This is a genomic window from Lysobacter fragariae, from assembly GCF_054779775.1.
Genome location: NZ_BAAGXP010000001.1, coordinates 453623 through 475232, shown reverse-complemented (window position 1 = coordinate 475232; position 21610 = coordinate 453623). Strand labels below are relative to the sequence as shown.

Sequence of the window (21610 nt, the reverse complement as noted above, 5' to 3'; positions counted from 1 at the left end):
GCCACGACGCCGGCAGCGATGCCGGCGTTTTTATTGCGTAGTAACATTGGCGCTCGGGGATGGCCCGTGGCGAGGCAGGCGGCATCGTGTCGCATTCCAGGCTCAAGGATCGTAGATGAAGACAGCGGTAGTGACGGGGATTTCTGGGCAGGACGGTGCATACCTGGCTCAATTGCTGCTTGAAAAGGGTTACCGCGTGTTCGGTACCTATCGGCGCACCAGTTCGGTCAACTTCTGGCGCATCGAGGAACTCGGAATCCGCAACCATCCGAATCTCGAGCTGGTCGAGCACGATCTGACCGACCTCGGTGCCAGCATCCGCCTGCTCGCGAACGCCGGTGCCAGCGAGGTGTACAACCTCGCTGCCCAGAGCTTTGTCGGCGTCTCGTTCGACCAGCCGGTGACGACGGCACAGATCACGGGCGTCGGTGCGCTGACGCTGCTCGAGGCGATCCGCATCGTCGACCCCAAGATCCGCTTCTACCAGGCATCGACGTCGGAGATGTTCGGCAAGGTGCAAGCCGTGCCGCAGATCGAAACGACGCCATTCCATCCACGCAGCCCTTACGGAGTCGCGAAGCTGTTCGCGCACTGGATCACGGTCAACTACCGCGAGTCCTACGATATCTTCGGCAGCAGCGGCATCCTGTTCAACCACGAGTCGCCGCTGCGAGGCCGCGAATTCGTAACCCGCAAGATCACCGACGCCGTCGCGTGCATCAAGCTGGGCAAGCAGGACGTGATCGAGCTCGGCAACCTGGACGCCAAGCGCGATTGGGGTTACGCCAAGGAGTACGTCGAAGGGATGTGGCGGATGCTCCAGGCGGACGAGCCGGATACTTACGTGCTCGCCACCAATCGCACTGAGACCGTACGCGATTTCGTCGACATGACGTTCAAGGCGATCGACACGCAGCTGGAATGGCGTGGTACGGGCGTCGACGAAGTCGGTGTCTGCGATCGCACCGGACGCGTGCTGGTCCGCATCAATCCGAAGTTCTATCGCCCCGCTGAGGTGGAATTGCTGATTGGCGATCCGGCCAAGGCGAAGGAGAAGCTGGGCTGGGAAGCCACCACGACGCTTGAGCAGCTGTGCAGGATGATGATCGAGGCCGACCTCCGCCGGAACGAGAATGGCTTCTCCTTCTGAGCAGTCACGCCCCAGGGTCCTGATCACGGGGCACGACGGTTTCACCGGGCGTTATGTCGCCCGGGAGATGGAGGCCGCTGGATATCGCGTCATTGGGCTGTCCCATTCCGCGGCGGCAACGAACGACGTCATCTGCGCCGACCTGCTGGACCGGGATGCACTTCGAGCCGCGGTGGCGCAGGCCCGGGCTGATGTCGTCATCCACCTCGCGGCGATCGCCTTCGTCGCTCATGGTGATGTCGAAGCGCTGTACCGCGTGAACGTGATGGGAACGCGAAATCTCCTCGAAGCCCTCGTGCAGGCGGAGCATCGCCCACGCGCGGTGGTACTGGCCAGCAGCGCCAACATTTACGGCAACGCCACGGTTGAACCCATCACCGAGGACACACTGGCGGCGCCCGCCAACGACTACGCCGTCAGTAAGCTGGCGATGGAGCACATGGCGCGGCTATGGATGGACCGGTTGCCCATCATCCTGACCCGGCCGTTCAACTACACCGGTGTCGGGCAGGCGGCGCAGTTCCTGATTCCGAAGATCGTGCAGCACTTCCGTCGTGGCGAACGCGAAATCGAGCTCGGCAACATTCGTGTCTGGCGCGATTTCAGCGACGTTCGCGACGTCGCGCGGGCTTACGCCGCGCTTGCGACCACTGCGCCAGCCGGCCAGGTCTTCAACATCTGTTCTGGCAATCCGCATTCGCTGGAGGAGGTGCTGGAGGCCATGGCCCAGATTGCCGGTTACCGGATCGAGGTGCGGGTCAATCCCGCGCTGGTACGCGCCAACGAGGTCATCCGCCTCGCCGGCAGCAGCGAACGCCTGTCGGCAGCGACCGGACAGGCGCCGTCGATTCCCCTGCGCACAACGCTGGAGTGGATGTATTCAGCGCACGAAGGTGCGGCGGTTTCGGCTTGATTTCCGACGTTGCCTGAGTACGAACCGGTGGCTGCCACGCTAGGGCTGGCAGGCATGTTGACGACTTTGCGGCTCACGCCACCAGCGTCGCCAGCAGCAAGTCGTCCAGCTCATCGCGCAGGCGGAATTCCATCCCCGGCACCACCCATGCGCCGGTCCTGCGATTGCCGACGGGACCTCCGGCGAATACCAGCTTCTCGCCTTGGTCCTTGCGCGGGTTTCGCACCGTCAACTTGACCCGGCCAATGCCGAAATCGCCGACGTCCCAGGCAATGTCCACGGCCCTGGGGGCGCTGGTGGCTTCGCTGGCTTCCTCCGGAAACCACAGGGCGCGATGGTCCTCGGGGATCGGCTGGCGTGCCGCGGCCATTTCCTTCTGCTGGTCGATGCGAAGCGCGCTGATCTCGCGCTCGTACGCGTCCAGCAGTTCAGGCGTGTTGCCGAACGCCTTTACCCGGCCGTCCTCCAGCCACAGGCAACGATCGGTGATCCGGCGCAGCAGCGAATTGCTGTGCGAGGCGATCACGCAGATGTGCGATCGCTCGATGAGGCTGTTCATGCGGCCAACCACCTTCTCCTGGAAGTAGGCATCGCCCGCGCCGATCCACTCGTCCATGATCAGGATGTCGTGGATGAACGTCGTGGTGATCGCGAACGCCAGCCGCAGTGCCATTCCCTGCGAGTAGGTGCTCAGCGGCATGGACAGGTAGGAGCCCAGCTCGGTGAACTCCTCGATCAGCGGAATGGCAGCCTTGATCTCGCTGTGTGTGCGACCCGCCATCAGGCCCTTGAGCACGATGTTGCGGTAGCCGCTGGCTTCCTGGCGGAAGCCAATCGACATGTTGAAGATGCCCGAAGCCGGTCGGTCCCGCTCGACACTGCCGGACTGCGGGTGGTAGATGCCGGCGAGCGTGCGCAGCAGTGTCGACTTGCCCGAGCCGTTGTGGCCGATCACGGCGAGCCGGTCGCCCTGCTTCAGCTCGAAACTGACTTCGTCCAAGGCGCGTACGCACAGGCGGCCCTTGTACACCTGCTGTACTCCGCCCAGGTGGCTGCCGCGCGGGCCTTGCGCGGGCGCAGAGACGCTGTCGCCACCACCGTGGATCGGGAAGTACAGGCTGACCTGGTTCGCGCGCAGGAACATCGACTAGACCCAGAACACGATGTTCGATCGGGTACGGGCATAGACCAGCAGGCCCGCAGGTAGTCCCGCCAGGTTGATCAGCGCCACCATGCGCCAGCTCTCCAGTGGCACCTGTCCGTACAGCAGCGGCGCGCGCATGATCTCGATGAAGTGGGTCACCGGATTGAGCGCGGCGATCATCTCCAGCTGAGGGCTGGCAGCGGGCATCCACAGGATCGGGGTCACGAAGAACATCAGGCGCATGCCGGTCTGGATTGCGTGGTGCGCGTCGCGGAAGCGCGCGCACAGCGGCGCGAGGATGGCCGACAGCCACAGCGTGGTCACGACATAGACCAGCAACGCCGGGATCACCGAAAGCGCCGCGAGCGTCCACGGATTCCCCTTCCACACGACGGCGGCCAGCACTACCGCCAGCATTGCCGCGAAGATAAGGAGGTTCCGGAACAGCGCCTGCAGGATGAAGACCGGGTACGGCGTCGATGCCCCGAGGATCCAATGGCGCGAATGGATGAAGGCGGCGCAGCCATCCAGCAGCGCTGCGCTGATGAACGACCACACGCCGAAGCCGATGGTGACGAACAGCCCGAACTCTGCCGGCGGTACGTTGGCCATCTGCCCGAAGACCGAAATCTTCACCACGACGAACAAGGTGAATGAAAGGACGATCCACGCCGCGCCCAGCAACGAGCGGCGATAGCGATCGACGATGTCCTCGTGACCCAGCGCAATCCACAGGCGCCACATCGAGAGGGCGCTTTTCCAGTCTGCAACCGCGGAGGACAGCATGGCGTGCTGGATTCGAATGGGGGAAGTCATCTCCGGGACGCGTCGCGCGCCCCGGGAAAAGTGTCACCTGCCTCGCGGGTTCGCGTGGCAGGTGAGGCGCATCAGCAGGACTTCTCGCCGATGACCAAGGTGCCAAGGTCAGCCTTGGTGTCATAGTTGCGGATCCGGAACGTCAGGCCGGGACGCAGCCACGGGCCGGTTTCCCGTTCGCCGACGCTCTGGCCGCGCGCGAAATTACGCTCGCTGCCGTTGGGGTCGACGACGTACAGGATCACGCGCTCGGCGCCGGTGGCCTTGACGTTCCACATCAGCGTGGTGCGAAGGCCCTGCTTCACTTCCTTCTTGCACACTTCGGTCATGGTGGCCCAGATGCCGGTCTGGCCCATGGCCTCGATTTCAGCCATGCGTTCTGGCGTAGTCGGCTTCGGCGGCTGCGGTGCTGCAGGTGCGGCGGGTTCCGGCACGGGTGCGGGAGCCGGGGCTGCCTGGGTTGCTTCCTGCTGAGGCGTCGCCTGCGGTGCGGGCGCTTCCTGCGAGCAGCCGGCAAAGGCCAGGGTGGAGGCGAGGACTAGGAGAGCGGCGTTCTTCACGAAATCAATCTTCCAGTATTAAATTAGTAGCAGGACCACGCGGGGCCGGCATCGTAACATCTGTTCAAACGGTCAGGTAGGCAGGGCCCGGATGCTCGCGTAGTTCGCCGGTGGCCTGCCGGGTACCCGCCTGTTCCCGGTCCAGTGCGTGTTCCAACGCACGCCTTCCCCCGTCCCCTCCGACATGTCCGGTCGCGATCCCGCGGCCAGCGCCACCGGGCGGGACGAACCACCTTCCAAGCACACACGGTCGACAGGAATGCCTTCACCTACAGGATTGCCCCGGTCTTTGTTCGCCGCACTCTGCGTGCTGGCTGCCCTCAACGCCCTGATGTTCACGGCGCACACCGCGATCCCGCTGCCGTCCGACGATGCGTGGTACTTCATCGATACGTTCGTTCGCAAGGCGGTGGGCGGCCAGCTGCACCTGGCGGACTTCTTCGCCCAGCGCGGGCCCAGCGACCATTCCCAACCGCTGCACCGGCTTGTGCTGCTGGCCCATATGGGCATGGCCGACCTCGACTTCCGCGTGGAGGCGCTGATCGGCGTCGTACTGGGCGTGATCACCTGCACGATCCTGGCCTTCAGCCTGGTCGCCGGGAGCGGGGACGGGTCGCAGCGGCAGCGCGCGTGGCTCGGCGCGGCGGTGATCTTCGCGGTCGGGCTATCCCTCAACGCGACCAACATCTACACCTGGTCCCTGGTCAGCCTGATCTGGATTTCGTTGCTGGCGGTCGTGGGCTACTGGATCCTCGCGGCGCAGCAGTTCGGTGAGCGTCGATTCCTGGTGCTGATGACGCTCGCGACGTTTGCCATGGCCTCGGTGCTGGACGAGCTGGCGTTCCCGACGCTGGCCGCCGCGATCGTGGCGTTGCTGGTGCGCGACGGGGTCCGGCGGCCACGCAGCGCCCTGATGCTGGTGCTGGCGGGCGGCGTGGGATTGTTCGCGGGCCGCTGGTTCATCCACAGGATGGCGAACGCGGCCGCCGATGCGACCGGCGCCAGTGTTTCCCAGTTGCTCGATGTGCTGCGTAGCCCGGGTGCCTGGAAGTTGCTGGTGGCGCCGCTTTCGGATTCGTTGGTGCATCGCGAGCACCTTGAAGCCTGGTTCCCGACGTCGATGGTTGCGGTGCAGGTGCTGATCGCGCTGGTCCTGGTCGCACTCCATGCGTGTTTCTGGTGGCGCGCGCTGTTCGGCGCCGACCGGCCGCGCGACAAGGTGCTCGTGCTGGCCGTCGCCAGCATGCTGTTCTTCTACGCGTGCATTGCCGGCATCGTCCTGTCGCGCGTGACCGAGCACGGGATCGATTACATCCACCAACCGCGTTACACCGCGGTATATCAGCTGAACGTGATCGCCCTGGTGCTGATGTTCCTGGCGCCGTCGGCGCGCCTGGATGCGGAACCGAAGGCATGGCCGCGAATGTTGTCGGTGGTGCTGGCGACGGCCGTGCTGGTGCTGCAGCTGCCGTTGACGGCCGATGGCTGGCACAGGGCGAAATTCGTGCGCGACTACACCCGGAACGCCGCGAAGGTGATGGCCGAGGTCGGTGGACACCCGGGAATCGACCCGACTCCGTCGTGCCCCAACATCCTGCTTGCGATCTGCACGGCGCCCGCGGATGCCCGCGAGCGTACGTTCGCCCTGCTGCGCACGCACGGCCTGAACATCTATTCGGCGCGCTTCCGCCGGGCCAATGATCTGGTCGCCTTGTCGTTGCCGCAGGCAAGCGCGGCGGCGGTGCCGAAGCCGGCGGCACCCCGGGGAAGCTGCGACGTCGCCATCCTCCGGCGCGATCCGGTGCGGATCCTGCCCGGACGTCCGTTCTACCCCCAGCCCGACGGGCATTCGGCGTTCTGGCTGATGGTGGCGCCGGAAACGCCGCGATTTGACATCGAGTTCGAGGGCCAGCGGCTGGACATCAAGCGACGTGGGGGGCGCATCACCTACCTGCACGACGATCGCCAGGTCGCGGCGGCGGCAGCTGGTCGGCCTCTGCAGTTCGACGTGATCTGTGCGGGCAAGCGCGTCACGTCCTTCGACGTCCAGGTCCGATAACCCGGCGCGGCGTCGGCGCGCGAAGTCGCGCATGTCGATGTCGCATCGTTACTGCGCACCCGGACCGGGTGCGCAGCACATGCCGCCCGCCGTTCAGGCTGTCGTTGCGGCCAACGCCTGGTCGGCGGCTTCGAGCACCGTGTCCATCTGCTCCTCCAGCCCCAGCCACAGCGGCATGCGGACCAGGCGGTCGCTGATGTCCGAGGTCACGGGCAAGGATCCGTGCGCACGGCTGCAACGCAGGCCCGCGGGCGAGGAATGCAGCGGAATGTAGTGGAACACGGTCTGGACGCCGCGCGATTTGAGTTCGCCGATGAACGTCGTCCGCGCGTCCAGGCTCGGCAGCAGCAGGTAATACATGTGTGCGTTGTGGCGGCAGTGCGCAGGCACGACCGGGCGGCGCAGGACGCCGCTTCTTTCGTGGGATGCGGCCCAGTCGTGGTAACGGTCCCAGATCGCCAGGCGGCGCTGCGTGATCTCCGTGGCGGCATCCATCTGCGCGGCGAGGAAGGCCGCGGTGATTTCGCCGGGAAGGAACGAGGAACCCGCATCCACCCACGTGTACTTGTCGACTTGTCCGCGGAAGAACTTGCTCCGATTGGTGCCCTTCTCGCGGATGATCTCGGCGCGCTCGGCGAAGGTTTCTTCGCGGCACAGCAGCGCGCCGCCTTCGCCCGAGATGATGTTCTTGGTTTCGTGGAAGCTCAGCGCACCCAGGTCGCCGATCGTGCCCAGCGGGCGATCGCGGTAGGTGGACATGATGGCCTGGGCGGCATCCTCGACGACCTTCAGGCCATGCCGGCGCGCGATATCCATGATCGCGTCCATCTCGCAGCCAACACCGGCGTAGTGGACGACGCAGATCGCCTTCGTCTTCGGCGTGATCGCGGCTTCGATGAGGCGCTCGTCGATATTGAGCGTGTCCTCGCGGACATCGACGAACACCGGCACCGCGCCGCGCAGCACGAAGGCATTGGCGGTGGAGACGAATGTGTACGAGGGCATGATGACCTCGTCGCCGGGTTCCAGGTCCAGCAGCAGCGCGCTCATTTCCAGCGCCGCGGTGCAGCTATGGGTCAGCAGGGCCTTGCTGGCCCCGGTGTTCGACTCCAGCCAGGCGTGGCAACGCCGGGTGAAGACGCCGTCACCGGACAGATGGCCGTTTGCGTGGGCCTGTGCGATCAGCCACAGCTCCCGACCCGTCATGTACGGACGGTTGAAAGGAATCATCGTGTGCACTCCAGGATTGCATGCGAATGGGGGACGTCCATCGATCCTCGCGACGGTCGGTATGGGGCAAGGTCGTCGGCGCAATGGCCACGGGACTGCCGTGGCGCCTGCGCGGCGCTTCCGCTCAGGTAAGGAAGGCCATGACGGCGATGCCCGAGACGATCAGGAGCGTCCCCACCACCTTGCCCGTCGTGATCGCTTCGCCCAGGAACATCCCCGCAAACACCAGGACCAGCAGGAAACTGGTGGCGGTGAAGGGGTAGGCGGTGCTGAGCGGAAGCTTCTTCAGCGCGAGCATCCAGAACAGCGACGCGGCGAACGCAGCCCCCAGCCCGCTGATGATCCACGGATTGAGCAATGCGTGCCACAGGAAGACCAGCTTGCCCGGCGTGGTTTCCGGCAGGGGGCCGCCGAGCGACACCTGCCACTTGAGCACCAGCTGGCCGTAGACCGTCAGCAGCACGGTCATGGCGATGAAGAGATAGCCAAGCATCGGGGGGTGGTTGTCCTTTGGGCTCTGGTCGGTCACGGCGCGGCCGGTTCGGGAGTGAACTTCGCGCGGGCGGGCAGCAGGTACTTCATGAACGCGATCTCCTCGTCGGAGCCGCGCTTGGTGTAGGTGCGAGAGGAAACGATGAAATAGCTGCGACCGTCATCGCGTGCTTCGGAACGATCGGCGACGATCCGGATGGAGCCCGGATTGCCCACGGCGTGCAGGTACTCGTGCATCTTCCCGATTTTTTCTGCCACCGTCGGAGCGGTGAACTGCGGGCCGATCTTCGAGGAAATCTCCGCCGCCGGGCTGCCGGCGTAGATCGTGTTGTACTTCATGTCCTTGGTGACGACGCTGCCCACCATGGCCATGGAGCGGTCCTCGGCGACGATGGGCGACACGATGCAATGGCCGACGAACCAGACGTCCTTGCCGATCTGCATGGGTTTCTCGGAGAGGAACCGGCAGCCCTCCAGCGTGTCGCCGAACTTGATGTGGCTCCATATCTGCGAGTGCGCGCCGATGCCGCAGTTGTCGCCGATGGTGGTTCCGCCAATCGAATCGATGATGCAGAACTGGCCGATCCAGGCGTTGTGCCCGATGTGGCAGGGCAGGTAGCCGTGCACGCTCGTCTGGTGGTGGATCTTGCCGAAGTCGCCGAGCGCGAAGTCCGGGCAGCGGACCTGCACACCTTCGCCGATGTAGCTGTGGTCGCCGATGACGATGCGCCTGGCCGGCCCGCCATCCGGCCCCGAGATGCGCGCCTGCGGATGGATGATCGCGCCTTTGCCGACGTGGACGTGCTCGGCAAGGATGTTGGGGTATTGGCTCAATGCGTGTCCCCCGCGGACGTCGACGGCGTTGCCGCCGTTCCCGCGCGCTGGTTGATGAGGTAATAGGGGCGGGCCTTCGCGTCCACGTACAGGCGGCCCAGGTACAGGCCGAGCACGCCGATGCAGAAGATGCCCATCCCGCCCACGAGCCAGATCGACGCGACGATGCTGGTGAAGCCAGCGACCGCGATGTCGCCGCGAAGGTAACGGAACACGCTGAGCGCGGCCATCGCGAAGGCGACGATGGCGAAGACCAGGCCGACCCGGACGACGAGCCGCAGGGGCTTGTCCGAATACGACAGGATGATCCCGGTGGCGAGTCGGCGCAGGCGCTTGAAGCTATAGGTGCTCTTGCCTTCGACGCGGTTGGCGTGGTCGACCGGCACGGTGCGGAATGGAAAGCCCGTCCACTTGACCATCAACGGGAAGCAGCGCTCGCGCTCGGGCATGGCGTTGACCGCGTCGATCACCTTGCGTGAATACACGCCGAAATTCGCCGTGGTGTGGTCCTGCGGCACGCCCGTCATCCACGACAGCAACTTGAAGAACGCCCACGAACCCAGGCGCTTGAGCAGCCCGTCCTGGCGATCGACCCGCTGCGCGAACACCACTTCGGTGTCGCCCTGCCGCGCGGCGAGCAGCTTGGGGATTTCCTCGGGAACATCCTGCAGGTCGCAATCCATGACGACCACCCAATCACCGCGGGCGTTCTCGATGCCCGCCGCAATCGCGTAGTGCTGGCCGAAATTGCGCGACAGCCTCAGGCCGCGGACGGCCGGATGCTGCGTGGACAGCTCGCGGATGCGCTCCCAGGCGCCATCGGGGCTGGCGTCGTCCACCAGGATGATCTCGAAGGCGTCGGTGATCGGGCGGAGCGCGGCCTGGACCCGGTCGACCAGCTCTTCCAGGCAGCCCCGACATCCGTACACGGGGGAGACGACGGAGATGGCTGGAGGAGAAAGTTCGCGGGCCATGTAGTCGAGGTCGGGCGGGGGGCGTCATGGTAGCAAGAGCCGCCGCTGCCGCGTGCCGGGGCGGGGGTGCCACAAGCGCCGCTGGCGCGATGTGAATGCATCGTCGGGGGATGGCAATGCGCTGGCTTGCCGCGCATTCCGACAGACGCGCCGGTGCAGGCGAAGAACTGCCCGGTCGGGCCGGGATACGTCTCGGAGGATATGGTATTGATGGCTGGCGATGAGGGGTCGTCGCCCGCCGGGAAAACACCCGGTAGTGAATCGGGAATACAACATGCGAATCCAATATCTGGCGCTCGTCGCAGCCGGCCTCCTCGCCGGATGCTCGGAACGGGCATCCCATCAGCCAGCCGCCGCGGCAGCGCAGGCAACCGGCGCCTCGACCACGACGGATGCGACCCGGGTCAGCACGCGGGCGCAGCGCGGATTTGCCGCGCTTCCCGACCGGGGTGACCTGCTGGCCTATGACAGCCATCGAAAGACGCTCCACGCCGGTGCCTACACCTTGCATCCGGTGGATTTGAGCGAACAGCATGCGCTGAACGCGATGGCGGCTGGCCGGGAGCTGGTGGTCACCGGTCCGGACGGCCAACCCATCCGGCTGCGCTATGCGCGGCATGTCGAACACCCGGATGGCAACTGGACCTGGATCGGACGCCCGTCGGGCGCGCGCGCAGGCATCGAAGCCATCATCACCTTCGGCGAAAAAGCCGTTTTCGGCACCATTCCGTGGGAAGGCCACGCGCCGCTGCGCCTGAACATCGCGTCGGGCCGGGCCTGGCTGATCGAGACGGACAATGCAGTGCTCGCCACGCTCGACAATACGGGAACGCGACCGCGCGGCACCGACTACCGGGTGCTGCCCAAGGGCTTGCGGGCAACGCGAGGCGACGACGTCGCTGCCGCAGGTCCGGTCACCGCGTCGGCAACGACCCAGGGCGCCACGGCCGTCACCACCACCATCGACGCGCTGATCGGCTACACCAGCACCTTCGCCACGCGCCTGGGTGGGCAGTCGCAGGCGAATACCCGCCTGACCTTCATGGTCGACGTCGCCAACCAGGCATACGCCAACAGCCTGATTCCCACGCGCGTGCGCCTGGTGCGCACGATGCAGGTCAACTACCCGGACACAACCCTCAACGACGACGCCCTCTATGACCTGAGCGGCGTCCAATGCACGGAGACCGGCGGCGGGCTGAGCTGCACGCCGGTCGGCCAGCCGGCCTCCCTGCAACCGCTGATCGCGGCACGCGACCAGTACGGTGCCGACCTGGTGTCGCTGGTGCGCGTGTACAACAACCCGGAAAACGGTGGGTGCGGCATCGCGTGGCTCCTGGGTGCGGGTCGCCAGCCGATCACCGTCGACGACGCGGACGGCGCGATGTCGGTGGTCAGCGACTCCAGCGGCACCCTCTACAACGACGGGGGGTACTACTGCCGCGACGAAACCCTGGCGCACGAATTCGGCCACAACCTGGGTTCGGCGCACGACATCGAGACGGCCAAGGGTACCGACGGCGTCCTCGACGCCTCCGACTACGGCCGTTACACGTACTCGTTCGGACAGAAGACCACGGTCGGGGCCGGCAACTTCTACACCGTCATGTCCTACGGCGACAGCGGCCAGACGCTGTACCGCGTGTTCTCCAATCCGCGGATCACCAGTTGCGGCGGTTATGCCTGCGGCATCACCGACCAGGTGGACAACGCGCGCAGCATCACCGACACGTCGCCGATCATTGCCACGTTCCGTGCCGCGGTGGACACACAAACGACACGCAAGCTGCTCAAGCAGATCGATGTCAACGGCAACGGCTACTCCGACCTGTTCTTCTTCAGCCACAGCCTCGGGCGCGTCGCGACGTGGTTCATGAACGGCGCGAGCCAGGTGGCGACGTCGTCCAGCGTGGTCAGCGGTGGCTACAGCGTCGCCGACACCGCGGACTTCAATGCGGACAAGAAGGGCGACCTGCTGCTGGCCGACACCCTCGGCAACCTGTTCATCGGGACGAGCAACGGCACCCAGTTCACCGTGGCGCAGCTGGCCAATGGCGTGCCGGCGGGGTACGAACTGCTCGGCGCCGGCGACATCAACGGCAACGGTACCGGGGACATCCTGCTGCGGGAAAAAGCGACGGGTCGGGTGATCGTCTGGTACATGTCCGGCACCACGCGTGTGGCTTACAACACGCACACCATCGACGCGTCGTTGAATTTCGTCGGTGTCGGCGATTTCAACGGCGACAAGCGCCAGGACATCCTCTGGTCGAATGCGCAGAACCAGGTGTACATGAGCCTCAGCGCGGGGACCAGCTTCACCACGTCCTACATCGGCCTGGCCTACCAGGCGGGCTACGTGCTCCCGGGCGCGCAGGACGTCAACGGCGATGGCAAATCGGACGTGCTCCTGTTCAACGCCAGCCTCAACCGGCTGGTCGTCTGGTACATGAACGGCACGACGCGTATCAGCTTCAACACGACGGCTTCCACCGCCGGCAGCGTGCTCGTCGGCAAGGGCGATTTCGACCACAACGGCAAGGGCGACCTAGCGTGGCGGATGCCCGGGTCCACCGCGATCCGGCTGTTCCTCAGCGCGGGCACCACCTTCACTGTCGCCGACGTGGCGCAGATCCCGCAGGCGGGCTGGCAGGTCATGGACATGCCGTAGGCAGGCCCCGTCCTGCAGGGTACTGACGGCGCGGTTGATCCCGCGCCGTCTTTGCTTTCAGGCCAATGCAATTTACAGCGCCGCCTGCAGCTCCGGCAGCAGCGAGAACAGATCGCCGACCAGCCCGATATCGGCGATCTCGAAGATCGGCGCATCGCCGTCCTTGTTGATCGCGACGATCGTGCCGGCGTCCTTGATGCCGGTGAGGTGCTGGATCGCGCCGCTGATGCCGACCGCGATGTACAGCTCCGGCGCGATGATCTTGCCGGTCTGTCCGACCTGCATCTCGTTGGGGACGTAGCCCGCATCGACCGCTGCGCGCGAGGCGCCCACGCCGGCACCGAGCTTGTCGGCGAGGGCGAAGATGATCTTGAAGTTCTCGGCCGAGCCTACGCCGCGGCCGCCGGAGACGACGCGCTTCGCGCTTTGCAGGTCAGGGCGATCGGACTTGCCGGCAGCCAGCGCGACGAAACGCGTGTGCGAGGGCAGGGCGGCTTCGACACTGACCGCCTCGATCGCGGCATTGCCACCGCCCGCGGCTTCCGGCCACGACGCGGTGCGCACGGTGGCGACGACGGCGTGATCGGTCGGCGCTTCCACCGTGATGATGGCGTTGCCGGCGTAGATCGGACGCTTGAACGTGTGGCTGGCTTCCACCGCCATCACGTCGGACACCTGCGCGACGCCCAGCAGCGCGGCGACGCACGGCATCAGGTCCTTGCCGAAGGTCGTGGACGGTCCGAACACGTGCGTGTAGCCCTTCGCGACCTGTGCGACCTGCGGTGCCAGCACCTGCGCGATCGCGTTGGCGTTGGCGGCGTTGGCGACGGTCAGCACCTTCGACACGCCGGCGATCCGTGCGGCCTGCGCGGCCACGTCGGCCGGATCGGTGGCGAGCACGACAACGTCGATGGAATCGGGCTTCAGCGCCTGCGCGGCGGATACGCACTTGGCGGTAGCCGCATTGAGCTTGCCGTCCAGGTGTTCGGCGACGATAAGAACCTTGCTCATTACAGCAACCCCTTGGCCTTGAGTGCGGCAACCAGTTCGGCCGCGTCCTTCACCATCACGCCCTTGCTGCGCTTGGCCGGCGCGGCGTAGTGCGTGGTCTTGAGCGTGTCGCCGGCATCGACGCCGAGATCGGCGAAGTTGATCGTCTCCATCGGCTTGCTCTTGGCCTTCATGATGTCCGGCAGCTTGATGAAGCGCGGCTCGTTCAGGCGCAGGTCGGTGGTGACGACGGCAGGCAGGTCCACTTCCAGCGTTTCCAGGCCGGCGTCGACTTCGCGGATGACCGTGGCCTTGCCGTCCGCGACGTCAAGCTTGGAAGCGAAGGTCGCCTGCGGACGGCCCCACAGCGTGGCCAGCATCTGGCCGGTCTGGTTGGCGTCGTCGTCGATCGCCTGCTTGCCCAGGATGACCAGGTCCGGCTGTTCCTTCTCGATCAGCTTGAGCAGGGTACGGGCCGCGGTCAGCGGCTGGATGGGCTGGTCGCTGACCACGTGGATCGCGCGGTTGGCGCCCATGGCCAGGCCGTTGCGCAGGTGCGCCTGGGCGTCGGCGGGGGCGATCGTGGCGACCACGACTTCCGTCGCGATGCCCTTGTCGCGCAGGCGCAGGGCCTCTTCCAGCGCGATTTCGTCGAAGGGATTGGCCGACAGCTTGACGCCATCGGTGACCACGCCGGAACCATCCGGCTTGACCTGGATGCGGACATTGAAGTCCACCACGCGCTTGTAGCCGACGAGGATCTTCATCGTGCGGGAGTTCCTGTGGGGGTGACACGTTGGGGAAACGCGGCCGACGCGGGCCGTGAACCCGCAATTCTAGCCGAGCAGGGCGCCCCGCGTTGCCGTGTCCAGGGCGGTCAGGACCTGGCTTCCTTCCCAGCTGGCGCCGGCGGGCAGCTGCAAGGGGTGGGCGACGCAGGCGGCCTCGACGCACACGAAATTGGCGTGTTCGCCAGCTCCCAGGTCGGCGAGCCGGGCGGCGAGGTCCGCGCCCGGATTCCACACCACGACGTCGCGGAAACCCCGTTGTTCGATGCGCAGGGGCAGGTTTGCGTCGTCTTCGAGCAGGAGCGGGTGTACATCCGGGGAGAACACGTCCGGATAGATCCGGTCGATTTCGCGCGTGAACCGCAATGGCGCCTCGTCCTGGCGGGCTGTCGCGCCACCCGCGGTCGAATCGGCGTATGTCCTGCCTTCCAGGCCGCGCAGGCTCGGATTCGCCGCCGTCCGCAGGTATGTATGCAGGGCGGCCGTGAATGTGAATCCAGTGTTGCCGGTGTTGGTGATCCGCAACGCCATGCGCAGGCGGCGATCTTGCAGCGTCACGGTCAGCGCGGCCTCGAATGGATGGGGCCAGGCGCGCAGGCTGTCGGGGTCTTCGCGCAGCAGGAAGCGGACGTGGCCTGTGTCGTGGCCGGGTTGCCGCTCCCATTCGCGCAGCCGGGCGAATCCATGGCGCAGGCCAGGACCATGGGCGGCAAACTGCGGGAAGATCACCGGTACGCCGCCGCGAATGGCCTGGCCCGCGGCGAAAGTGGCCCGCGGGCTCAGATAGAGGCGATCCCGCCCGGCGCACCGCCAGGACAGCACTTGCGCGCCGTGCGGGCAGACAGTGGCGGCATCATCGCCAAGCTGCAGATGCGCCATGTCGTTCGCGTGCTCGGATGCGTGTTCGGAAGGGGTTTGCATGCTCATGCGGACGTGGCGAATCCTGTGGCCTGGCGCGTCGGGCAGGCGGGCAACGGCCCGATCCGGTACCCTTTTCTCCGCAATCCTAGCGCGGAGTCGAAATGCTTCATCCGATCATTCTCAGTGGCGGCAGCGGCACGCGGCTGTGGCCGCTTTCCCGGCAGAACCAGCCCAAGCAGTTCCTGTCACTGATCGGCGATCGTTCCCTGTTCCAGGAAACCGTGCTCCGCGCGAGCCGCCTGCCCGACGCGCAGTTGCCGGTGACCGTGTGCAGCGACGACCACCGTTTCATGGTCGGTGAACAGCTGCAGGAGATCAGTGTCGGCAACGGCGGCATCCTGCTGGAACCGATGGCGCGCAACACCGCGCCCGCGATCGCGCTGGCGGCGCTGCATGTCACCGCGTCCGACCCGGACGCGACGATGCTGGTGATGCCGGCCGACCACCTGATCGAGAACGAAGCCGCCTTCCGCGACGCCGTGATCCACGCTTTCCAGCTGGCCCAGCGCGAATGGCTGGTTACGTTCGGCATCACCCCCGACTACGCCGAGACCGGCTACGGCTACATCCTGCGCGGCGAGGCGCTGGACGCGGCCGGGTTCCGCGTCGAGCGTTTCGTCGAAAAGCCCGACCTCGAAGTCGCGCAGCGTTATGTGGACGAGGGCACCTACGCCTGGAACTCGGGCATGTTCCTGTTCCAGGCCGGACGCTACCTGCAGGAACTCGAGCGCCACGCGCCAGGCATCGCCAGTGCCGCACGCAGCGCCTACGCGCACGCGAAGGCGGACCTGGATTTCATCCGCGTCGATGCCGAAGCCTTCGCGGCCAGCCCCAGCGATTCCATCGACTACGCCGTGATGGAAAAGACTGATCGCGCCGCCATGGTGCCGGTCAGTTGCGGATGGAGCGACATCGGCTCGTGGTCGTCGTTGTGGTCGGTGGCCGACCGCGATGACGACGGCAACCGCCACGAAGGCGACGTGATCTCGGTGGACACCAAGGGCAGCCTGGTGCGTGCGTCCGACCGACGCATGATCGCCACGATCGGCGTCGAGGACCTGGTCATCATCGACACGCCCGATGCCACGCTCGTCGCACGGAAGGACCGCGTGCAGGACGTGAAGCTGGTGGTTGACCGCCTGAAGGCCGATGGACGCCAGGAGCACCTGTTCCATCGCAAGGTCTACCGCCCCTGGGGCAACTACGACTCGGTCGACATGGGCGAGCGCTTCCAGGTCAAGCGCATCGTGGTGAAGCCGGGCGCGGCACTGAGCCTGCAGAAGCACCACCGGCGCGCGGAACACTGGATCGTCGTGTCGGGCGTCGCGGAGGTCACCTGCGATGACAAGGTGTTCGAACTGCGCGAGAACGAAAGCACCTACATCCCGCTGGGTAGCGTGCATCGCCTGCGCAATCGCAGCGACGCGCCGGTGGAGTTGATCGAAGTGCAGTCGGGCGGCTACCTGGGTGAGGACGACATCGTCAGGCTGGAGGACGTGTATGGCCGTTCCTGAGCTGTCCGCGCATCAACGGGTGACTGTCGCGGCGGTTCGAGTGGCGACCATGCCCGGAAGTACGGTGTGTCGCCAAGGTCGGTCGCGGTAAACTTCGCCGTCCCGAACCCGGAGTTCCCCCATGGCCGAGGCCACTGCTGGCGCCGCCACTGCTTCCAACAAGGCGGCGTCCAACAAAGTATTCCCAAGCGCCAACGAGGCGCTCAAGGGCCTCGTGGCCGATGGGCAGACACTGGCCGTGGGTGGCTTCGGCCTGTGCGGCATTCCCGAGGCGCTGATCGAAGCGCTCCGCGATTCGGGCGTGAAGGGCCTGACCGCGATTTCCAACAATGCCGGTGTCGATGGCTTCGGCCTCGGCCTGCTGCTGTCGACGCGGCAGATCCGGAAGATGATTTCGTCGTACGTCGGCGAGAACAAGGAATTCGAACGCCAGTACCTGTCCGGCGAACTCGAACTTGAATTCAATCCGCAGGGCACGCTCGCCGAGCGCCTGCGCGCCGGCGGTGCGGGCATCCCGGCGTTCTACACGCGCACCGGCTACGGCACCATCGTCGCGGACGGCAAGGAAACGCGCCAGTTCGACGACGGCCACTGGTACGTGATGGAAACCGCGCTCAAGGCCGACGTGGCGTTGGTGAAGGCGTGGAAGGCCGACAAGGCGGGTAACCTCGTGTTCCGCAAGACCGCGCGCAATTTCAATCCGGCCTGTGCGATGGCCGGCAAAGTGTGCGTGGCGGAGGTTGAAGAGGTCGTCGAAGTCGGCGCCATCGATCCCGATCACGTGCACCTGCCTGGCATCTACGTGGACCGCATCGTCCACAACCCGGCGCCGGAAAAGCGCATCGAACAGCGCACCGTGCGCGCCGCGTAATTCTCAAGGAAAAAGCTCATGGCCTGGACCCGCGACCAGATGGCGCAACGCGCCGCGCAGGAACTCACCGACGGCGCCTACGTCAACCTCGGCATCGGTCTGCCGACGCTTGTCGCCAACTTCATTCCGGACGGAATGGACGTGTGGCTGCAGAGCGAAAACGGCCTGCTCGGCATCGGTCCGTTCCCGACCGAAGCCGAGGTCGACGCCGACCTCATCAATGCCGGCAAGCAGACCGTTACCGCGCGTGACGGCGCGAGTTATTTCGGCAGCCACGATTCCTTCGCGATGATCCGTGGCGGCCACATCGACCTGGCGATCCTCGGTGCGATGCAGGTGACCGACAAGGGCGACCTCGCCAACTGGATGGTGCCGGGCAAGATGGTCAAGGGCATGGGTGGGGCGATGGATCTGGTCGCCGGCGTGAAGCGCGTGGTGGTGCTGATGGAGCATTCGGCGAAGAACGGCGAGCACAAGATCCTCGCCGAGTGCACGTTGCCGCTGACCGGCGTCGGCGTAGTCAACCGCATCATCACCGAACTGGCAGTGATGGACGTGACGCCGCAGGGGCTGAAACTGGTGGAAATGGCCCCGGACGTGACCGAGACCGAGCTGCGCGAGCGGACAGGCGTGGCGTTCGCCGCCTGACCGGGGCCTGCGGCGACCGGATATGCGCGCCGCAAGACCCCACGGATGACTGGCGATATCCTCATGCGCGGGGGTCATGTCGATTCCGGCCGGCGCCATGGCTGCCGGCAGGCCTTGCCCTATAATCACCGGCCGCAAGAAGACATCCCCCGGTAATGATCGACAGCACGCGGCTTTCGCACCTCGACCGCCTCGAAGCGGAGAGCATCCACATCCTGCGTGAGGTCGCGGCCGAGTTCCGCAACCCGGTGATGATGTATTCGGTCGGTAAGGACAGCTCGGTGCTGTTGCACCTGCTGGGCAAGGCGTTCGCGCCGGGCCGGCCGCCGATTCCGTTGCTGCATGTGGATACCGGCTGGAAGTTCCGCGAGATGATCGCCTTCCGCGATCTGCGTGCGGCCCAGACCGGCGTCGACCTGCGCGTGCACATCAATCCTGAAGGCCTGGCGCAGGGCATTGGCCCGATCAGCCACGGCGCGACTGTGCACACCGACGTCATGAAGACCCAAGGGCTGAAGCAGGCCCTGGACCAGTACGGATTCGACGCTGCCATCGGCGGCGCGCGACGCGACGAGGAAAAGTCGCGCGCCAAGGAGCGCATCTTTTCCTTCCGCAGCGAACAGCACCGCTGGGATCCGAAGAACCAGCGCCCGGAGTTGTGGAACCTCTACAACACCCGCATCCGCAAGGGCGAGTCGGTGCGCGTGTTCCCGATCTCCAACTGGACCGAGCTCGACGTCTGGTTGTACATCTACCGCGAGAAGATACCGGTGCCGTCGCTGTACTTCGCGGCCGAGCGCCAGGTCGTCGAGCGCGACGGCGCACTGATCATGGTGGATGACGATCGCCTGCCGTTGCGCGAAGGCGAAATGCCGATGACGAAGCAGGTGCGCTTCCGCACGCTTGGCTGCTATCCGCTGACCGGCGCGATCGAGTCGGATGCCGACACGCTGGAGAAGATCATCGCGGAGATGCTTGTCGCCACTTCGTCGGAACGCCAGGGCCGGGTGATCGATCACGACCCTTCGGCGTCGATGGAGAAGAAGAAGCAGGAGGGCTATTTCTGATGGATGCCGCAAACCAGCACGCCGACAAGAGCGATGCCGCCGCCGCCGTTGCCGCCTACCTGCACCAGCACGAGACCAAGGGCCTGCTGCGCTTCATCACCTGCGGCAGCGTCGATGACGGCAAGAGCACGCTGATCGGCCGGCTGCTGTACGAAAGCAAGGGCCTGTTCGAGGACCAGCTGGCTGCGCTGGACAAGGACAGCCGCCGCCACGGCACGCAAGGCGACAACATCGACTACGCATTGCTCCTCGATGGCCTCTCGGCCGAGCGCGAGCAGGGCATCACCATCGACGTCGCCTACCGCTTCTTCAGCACCGACAAGCGCAAGTTCATCGTTGCCGATTGCCCCGGCCACGAGCAATACACGCGCAACATGGCCACCGGTGCGTCCACCGCGGACGTTGCGGTGGTGCTGGTGGACGCGCGCAAGGGCCTGCTGACGCAGACGCGCCGCCACAGCTACATCATTTCGTTGCTGGGCATCCGCCACGTGTTGTTGGCGGTGAACAAACTCGACCTGGTGGACTACGACCAGTCCGTGTTCGACGCCATCGTTGCCGCCTATCGCGACCTGGCCGCGCAGCTTGGCATCGCCAACGTCACCGCGATTCCGTTGTCCGCGTTGAATGGCGACAACCTGCTCGAGCGATCCACGCGCACGCCGTGGTACAGCGGCCCGACCGTGCTGGAACATCTGGAAACGGTCGACATCGGCCAGCACGGCCGCGACCTCGGGTTGCGCCTGCCGGTGCAGTGGGTCAACCGCCCCAATGCGGATTTCCGTGGTTTTTCGGGCACGCTCGCTGCGGGCAACGTGAAGCCGGGCGACGAGATCGTCGCGCTGCCGTCGGGACGACGTTCGACGATCGCGCGCGTGATCGGCGCGAGCGGCGATGTCGCAGTCGCGGTGGCCGGGCAAGCGGTCACCGTCACGCTCGCGGATGAGCTCGACATCAGTCGCGGCGACGTGATCGCTTCGGCGCAGCAGCCGCCGCAGGTGGCCGACCAGTTCGCCGCGCACGTGCTGTGGATGGGCGAACAGCCGCTGCTGCCGGGCCGGCCGTACTGGCTGAAGATCGGCGCGCACACAGTCAGCGCCAACGTGACCGAGATCAAGCACAAGGTCGACGTCAACAACCAGGACCAGTTGGCCGCCAAGCACCTGGAGCTCAACGAGGTCGGCTACTGCAACCTCTACCTCGACCATGCGATCCCGTTCGAGGCCTACGCGGACAACCGCGAACTGGGCGGGTTCATCCTCATCGACCGGCAGAGCAACGCCACCGTGGGGGCGGGCACGATCGACTTCGCGTTGCGTCGTGCGGGCAACATCCACTGGCAGCACGTCGACGTCGACAAGGCCGCCCGCGCGCGCAGCAAGGCGCAGGTGCCGCGCTGCGCTTGGTTCACCGGCCTGTCCGGGTCGGGCAAGTCGACGGTGGCGAACATGGTGGAGAAGCGCCTGCACGCGATGGGGCACCACTGCTACATCCTCGACGGCGACAACGTGCGCCACGGCCTGAACAAGGACCTGGGCTTCACCGACGAGGATCGCGTGGAGAACATCCGTCGCGTCGCCGAGGTCGCCAGGCTGATGGTCGATGCTGGTCTGATCGTGCTGGTGAGCTTCATCTCGCCGTTCCGTGCCGAACGGCGGATGGCGCGCGAATTGTTTGAGCCGGGCGAGTTCGTGGAGGTGTTTGTCGATACGCCGCTCGAAGTGGCGGAGCGCCGCGACGTGAAGGGCCTCTATGCGAAGGCGCGCGCGGGCCAGATTCCCAACTTCACCGGCATCGATTCGGCGTACGAAGCGCCCGAGCAGGCGGAAATCGTGCTCGACACGGTCGCCGAAACGGCGGACGCATTGGCGGAGCGTGTCGTGAAGAAACTGCTGGCGTGAGTCGGCCGGGTCGCCTGTAGATCGAAGCAGAAAGAACCCGGGCCTTGGCCCGGGTTCTTTCGTTTCA

At 65.8% G+C, this 21610-nt stretch carries 19 protein-coding genes; 9 read left to right on the top strand and 10 right to left on the bottom strand.

All coding sequences use genetic code 11. The features are described 5' to 3' along the window. Nucleotides 1-115: 115 nt before the first annotated feature. Together gmd and ACYVD7_RS02120 are read left to right on the top strand one after the other, a co-directional pair. The gene (gene gmd / locus ACYVD7_RS02125) at nt 116-1150 is read left to right on the top strand and encodes a GDP-mannose 4,6-dehydratase (RefSeq protein WP_460758579.1); all 1035 of its coding nucleotides are present in this window, start codon (nt 116-118) and stop codon (nt 1148-1150) included. Then, complete coding sequence (locus ACYVD7_RS02120) at nt 1134-2063, top strand: NAD-dependent epimerase/dehydratase family protein (protein ID WP_460758578.1); 930 nt, start codon at nt 1134-1136, stop codon at nt 2061-2063. Before gmd ends, ACYVD7_RS02120 begins: the two co-directional genes overlap by 17 nt. A gap of 73 nt (nt 2064-2136) precedes the next feature. Here the strand turns inward: ACYVD7_RS02120 and ACYVD7_RS02115 are convergent, their stop codons facing one another. From ACYVD7_RS02115 to ACYVD7_RS02105, 3 genes are all read right to left on the bottom strand, one after another. Further along, the gene (locus tag ACYVD7_RS02115; RefSeq protein WP_460758576.1) at nt 2137-3207 is read right to left on the bottom strand and encodes an ABC transporter ATP-binding protein; all 1071 of its coding nucleotides are present in this window, start codon (nt 3205-3207) and stop codon (nt 2137-2139) included. A 3-nt stretch (nt 3208-3210) separates the two neighbouring features. Further along, entirely contained in the window at nt 3211-3993 is a 783-nt protein-coding gene (locus tag ACYVD7_RS02110) for an ABC transporter permease (protein WP_460758575.1), read from the bottom strand. Nucleotides 3994-4094: 101 nt separating this feature from the next. Then, nucleotides 4095-4583, bottom strand: a complete 489-nt coding sequence (locus ACYVD7_RS02105) for a hypothetical protein (RefSeq protein ID WP_460758573.1) — start codon at nt 4581-4583, stop codon at nt 4095-4097. A gap of 307 nt (nt 4584-4890) precedes the next feature. Here ACYVD7_RS02105 and ACYVD7_RS02100 point away from each other — a divergent pair, with 307 nt between their 5' ends. Continuing rightward, nucleotides 4891-6642 carry a hypothetical protein gene (locus tag ACYVD7_RS02100; RefSeq protein WP_460758572.1) on the top strand — a complete coding sequence of 584 codons (1752 nt, stop codon included), beginning with the start codon at nt 4891-4893 and terminating at the stop codon, nt 6640-6642. Nucleotides 6643-6735: 93 nt separating this feature from the next. Here the strand turns inward: ACYVD7_RS02100 and rffA are convergent, their stop codons facing one another. The 4 genes from rffA to ACYVD7_RS02080 all read right to left on the bottom strand — a co-directional run bounded on the left by rffA (nt 6736) and on the right by ACYVD7_RS02080 (nt 10172). After that, complete coding sequence (gene rffA, locus ACYVD7_RS02095) at nt 6736-7872, bottom strand: dTDP-4-amino-4,6-dideoxygalactose transaminase (RefSeq protein ID WP_460758571.1); 1137 nt, start codon at nt 7870-7872, stop codon at nt 6736-6738. A gap of 124 nt (nt 7873-7996) precedes the next feature. Further along, nucleotides 7997-8365: an EamA family transporter gene (locus tag ACYVD7_RS02090; protein WP_460758569.1), complete on the bottom strand. Its 369-nt coding sequence runs from the start codon at nt 8363-8365 to the stop codon at nt 7997-7999. Nucleotides 8366-8397: 32 nt separating this feature from the next. Next, complete coding sequence (locus ACYVD7_RS02085; RefSeq protein ID WP_460758568.1) at nt 8398-9198, bottom strand: LbetaH domain-containing protein; 801 nt, start codon at nt 9196-9198, stop codon at nt 8398-8400. Then, the gene (locus tag ACYVD7_RS02080; protein WP_460758566.1) at nt 9195-10172 is read right to left on the bottom strand and encodes a glycosyltransferase family 2 protein; all 978 of its coding nucleotides are present in this window, start codon (nt 10170-10172) and stop codon (nt 9195-9197) included. The genes ACYVD7_RS02085 and ACYVD7_RS02080 overlap by 4 nt, the downstream gene beginning before the upstream one ends. A 274-nt stretch (nt 10173-10446) precedes the next feature. On the opposite strand from ACYVD7_RS02080, the gene ACYVD7_RS02075 reads away from it, so the two are divergent. Next, nucleotides 10447-12843, top strand: a complete 2397-nt coding sequence (locus ACYVD7_RS02075; protein WP_460758565.1) for a reprolysin-like metallopeptidase — start codon at nt 10447-10449, stop codon at nt 12841-12843. Nucleotides 12844-12915: 72 nt separating this feature from the next. Here the strand turns inward: ACYVD7_RS02075 and ACYVD7_RS02070 are convergent, their stop codons facing one another. The 3 genes from ACYVD7_RS02070 to ACYVD7_RS02060 form a co-directional block, all read right to left on the bottom strand. Next, a complete protein-coding gene (locus ACYVD7_RS02070; protein WP_460758563.1) occupies nt 12916-13854 on the bottom strand; it encodes an electron transfer flavoprotein subunit alpha/FixB family protein in 939 nt (312 codons plus the stop codon). After that, nucleotides 13854-14600: an electron transfer flavoprotein subunit beta/FixA family protein gene (locus ACYVD7_RS02065; RefSeq protein ID WP_460758561.1), complete on the bottom strand. Its 747-nt coding sequence runs from the start codon at nt 14598-14600 to the stop codon at nt 13854-13856. Before ACYVD7_RS02065 ends, ACYVD7_RS02070 begins: the two co-directional genes overlap by 1 nt. 69 nt (nt 14601-14669) lie before the next feature. Then, a complete protein-coding gene (locus tag ACYVD7_RS02060) occupies nt 14670-15500 on the bottom strand; it encodes a D-hexose-6-phosphate mutarotase (RefSeq protein ID WP_460758559.1) in 831 nt (276 codons plus the stop codon). Between the two features lie 143 nt (nt 15501-15643). On the opposite strand from ACYVD7_RS02060, the gene ACYVD7_RS02055 reads away from it, so the two are divergent. The 5 genes from ACYVD7_RS02055 (at nt 15644) to cysN (ending at nt 21543) form a co-directional block, all read left to right on the top strand. Further along, nucleotides 15644-17056, top strand: a complete 1413-nt coding sequence (locus tag ACYVD7_RS02055) for a mannose-1-phosphate guanylyltransferase/mannose-6-phosphate isomerase (RefSeq protein ID WP_460758558.1) — start codon at nt 15644-15646, stop codon at nt 17054-17056. 121 nt (nt 17057-17177) lie between these two features. Then, nucleotides 17178-17927, top strand: coding sequence for a CoA transferase subunit A (locus tag ACYVD7_RS02050; RefSeq protein ID WP_460758556.1), 750 nt, complete (start codon nt 17178-17180; stop codon nt 17925-17927). Nucleotides 17928-17945: 18 nt separating this feature from the next. Next, nucleotides 17946-18575 carry a CoA transferase subunit B gene (locus ACYVD7_RS02045; RefSeq protein ID WP_460758554.1) on the top strand — a complete coding sequence of 210 codons (630 nt, stop codon included), beginning with the start codon at nt 17946-17948 and terminating at the stop codon, nt 18573-18575. A gap of 155 nt (nt 18576-18730) precedes the next feature. Then, a complete protein-coding gene (cysD, locus tag ACYVD7_RS02040) occupies nt 18731-19642 on the top strand; it encodes a sulfate adenylyltransferase subunit CysD (protein WP_460758552.1) in 912 nt (303 codons plus the stop codon). Then, the gene (gene cysN / locus ACYVD7_RS02035) at nt 19642-21543 is read left to right on the top strand and encodes a sulfate adenylyltransferase subunit CysN (RefSeq protein WP_460758551.1); all 1902 of its coding nucleotides are present in this window, start codon (nt 19642-19644) and stop codon (nt 21541-21543) included. The genes cysD and cysN overlap by 1 nt, the downstream gene beginning before the upstream one ends. Nucleotides 21544-21610 lie beyond the last annotated feature (67 nt).

Bases quoted from the DNA above. Each gene is read 5' to 3' on its own strand.
- ACYVD7_RS02070 (WP_460758563.1), bottom strand. From the start codon at position 13,854: ATGAGCAAGGTTCTTATCGTCGCCGAACACCTGGACGGCAAGCTCAAT.
- ACYVD7_RS02050 (WP_460758556.1), top strand. From the start codon at position 17,178: ATGGCCGAGGCCACTGCTGGCGCCGCCACTGCTTCCAACAAGGCGGCG.
- ACYVD7_RS02120 (WP_460758578.1), top strand. From the start codon at position 1,134: ATGGCTTCTCCTTCTGAGCAGTCACGCCCCAGGGTCCTGATCACGGGG.
- ACYVD7_RS02065 (WP_460758561.1), bottom strand. From the start codon at position 14,600: ATGAAGATCCTCGTCGGCTACAAGCGCGTGGTGGACTTCAATGTCCGC.
- ACYVD7_RS02045 (WP_460758554.1), top strand. From the start codon at position 17,946: ATGGCCTGGACCCGCGACCAGATGGCGCAACGCGCCGCGCAGGAACTC.
- gmd (WP_460758579.1), top strand. From the start codon at position 116: ATGAAGACAGCGGTAGTGACGGGGATTTCTGGGCAGGACGGTGCATAC.
- rffA (WP_460758571.1), bottom strand. From the start codon at position 7,872: ATGATTCCTTTCAACCGTCCGTACATGACGGGTCGGGAGCTGTGGCTG.
- ACYVD7_RS02110 (WP_460758575.1), bottom strand. From the start codon at position 3,993: ATGCTGTCCTCCGCGGTTGCAGACTGGAAAAGCGCCCTCTCGATGTGG.
- ACYVD7_RS02090 (WP_460758569.1), bottom strand. From the start codon at position 8,365: ATGCTTGGCTATCTCTTCATCGCCATGACCGTGCTGCTGACGGTCTAC.
- ACYVD7_RS02080 (WP_460758566.1), bottom strand. From the start codon at position 10,172: ATGGCCCGCGAACTTTCTCCTCCAGCCATCTCCGTCGTCTCCCCCGTG.
- ACYVD7_RS02115 (WP_460758576.1), bottom strand. From the start codon at position 3,207: ATGTTCCTGCGCGCGAACCAGGTCAGCCTGTACTTCCCGATCCACGGT.
- cysN (WP_460758551.1), top strand. From the start codon at position 19,642: ATGGATGCCGCAAACCAGCACGCCGACAAGAGCGATGCCGCCGCCGCC.
- cysD (WP_460758552.1), top strand. From the start codon at position 18,731: ATGATCGACAGCACGCGGCTTTCGCACCTCGACCGCCTCGAAGCGGAG.
- ACYVD7_RS02055 (WP_460758558.1), top strand. From the start codon at position 15,644: ATGCTTCATCCGATCATTCTCAGTGGCGGCAGCGGCACGCGGCTGTGG.
- ACYVD7_RS02075 (WP_460758565.1), top strand. From the start codon at position 10,447: ATGCGAATCCAATATCTGGCGCTCGTCGCAGCCGGCCTCCTCGCCGGA.
- ACYVD7_RS02060 (WP_460758559.1), bottom strand. From the start codon at position 15,500: ATGGCGCATCTGCAGCTTGGCGATGATGCCGCCACTGTCTGCCCGCAC.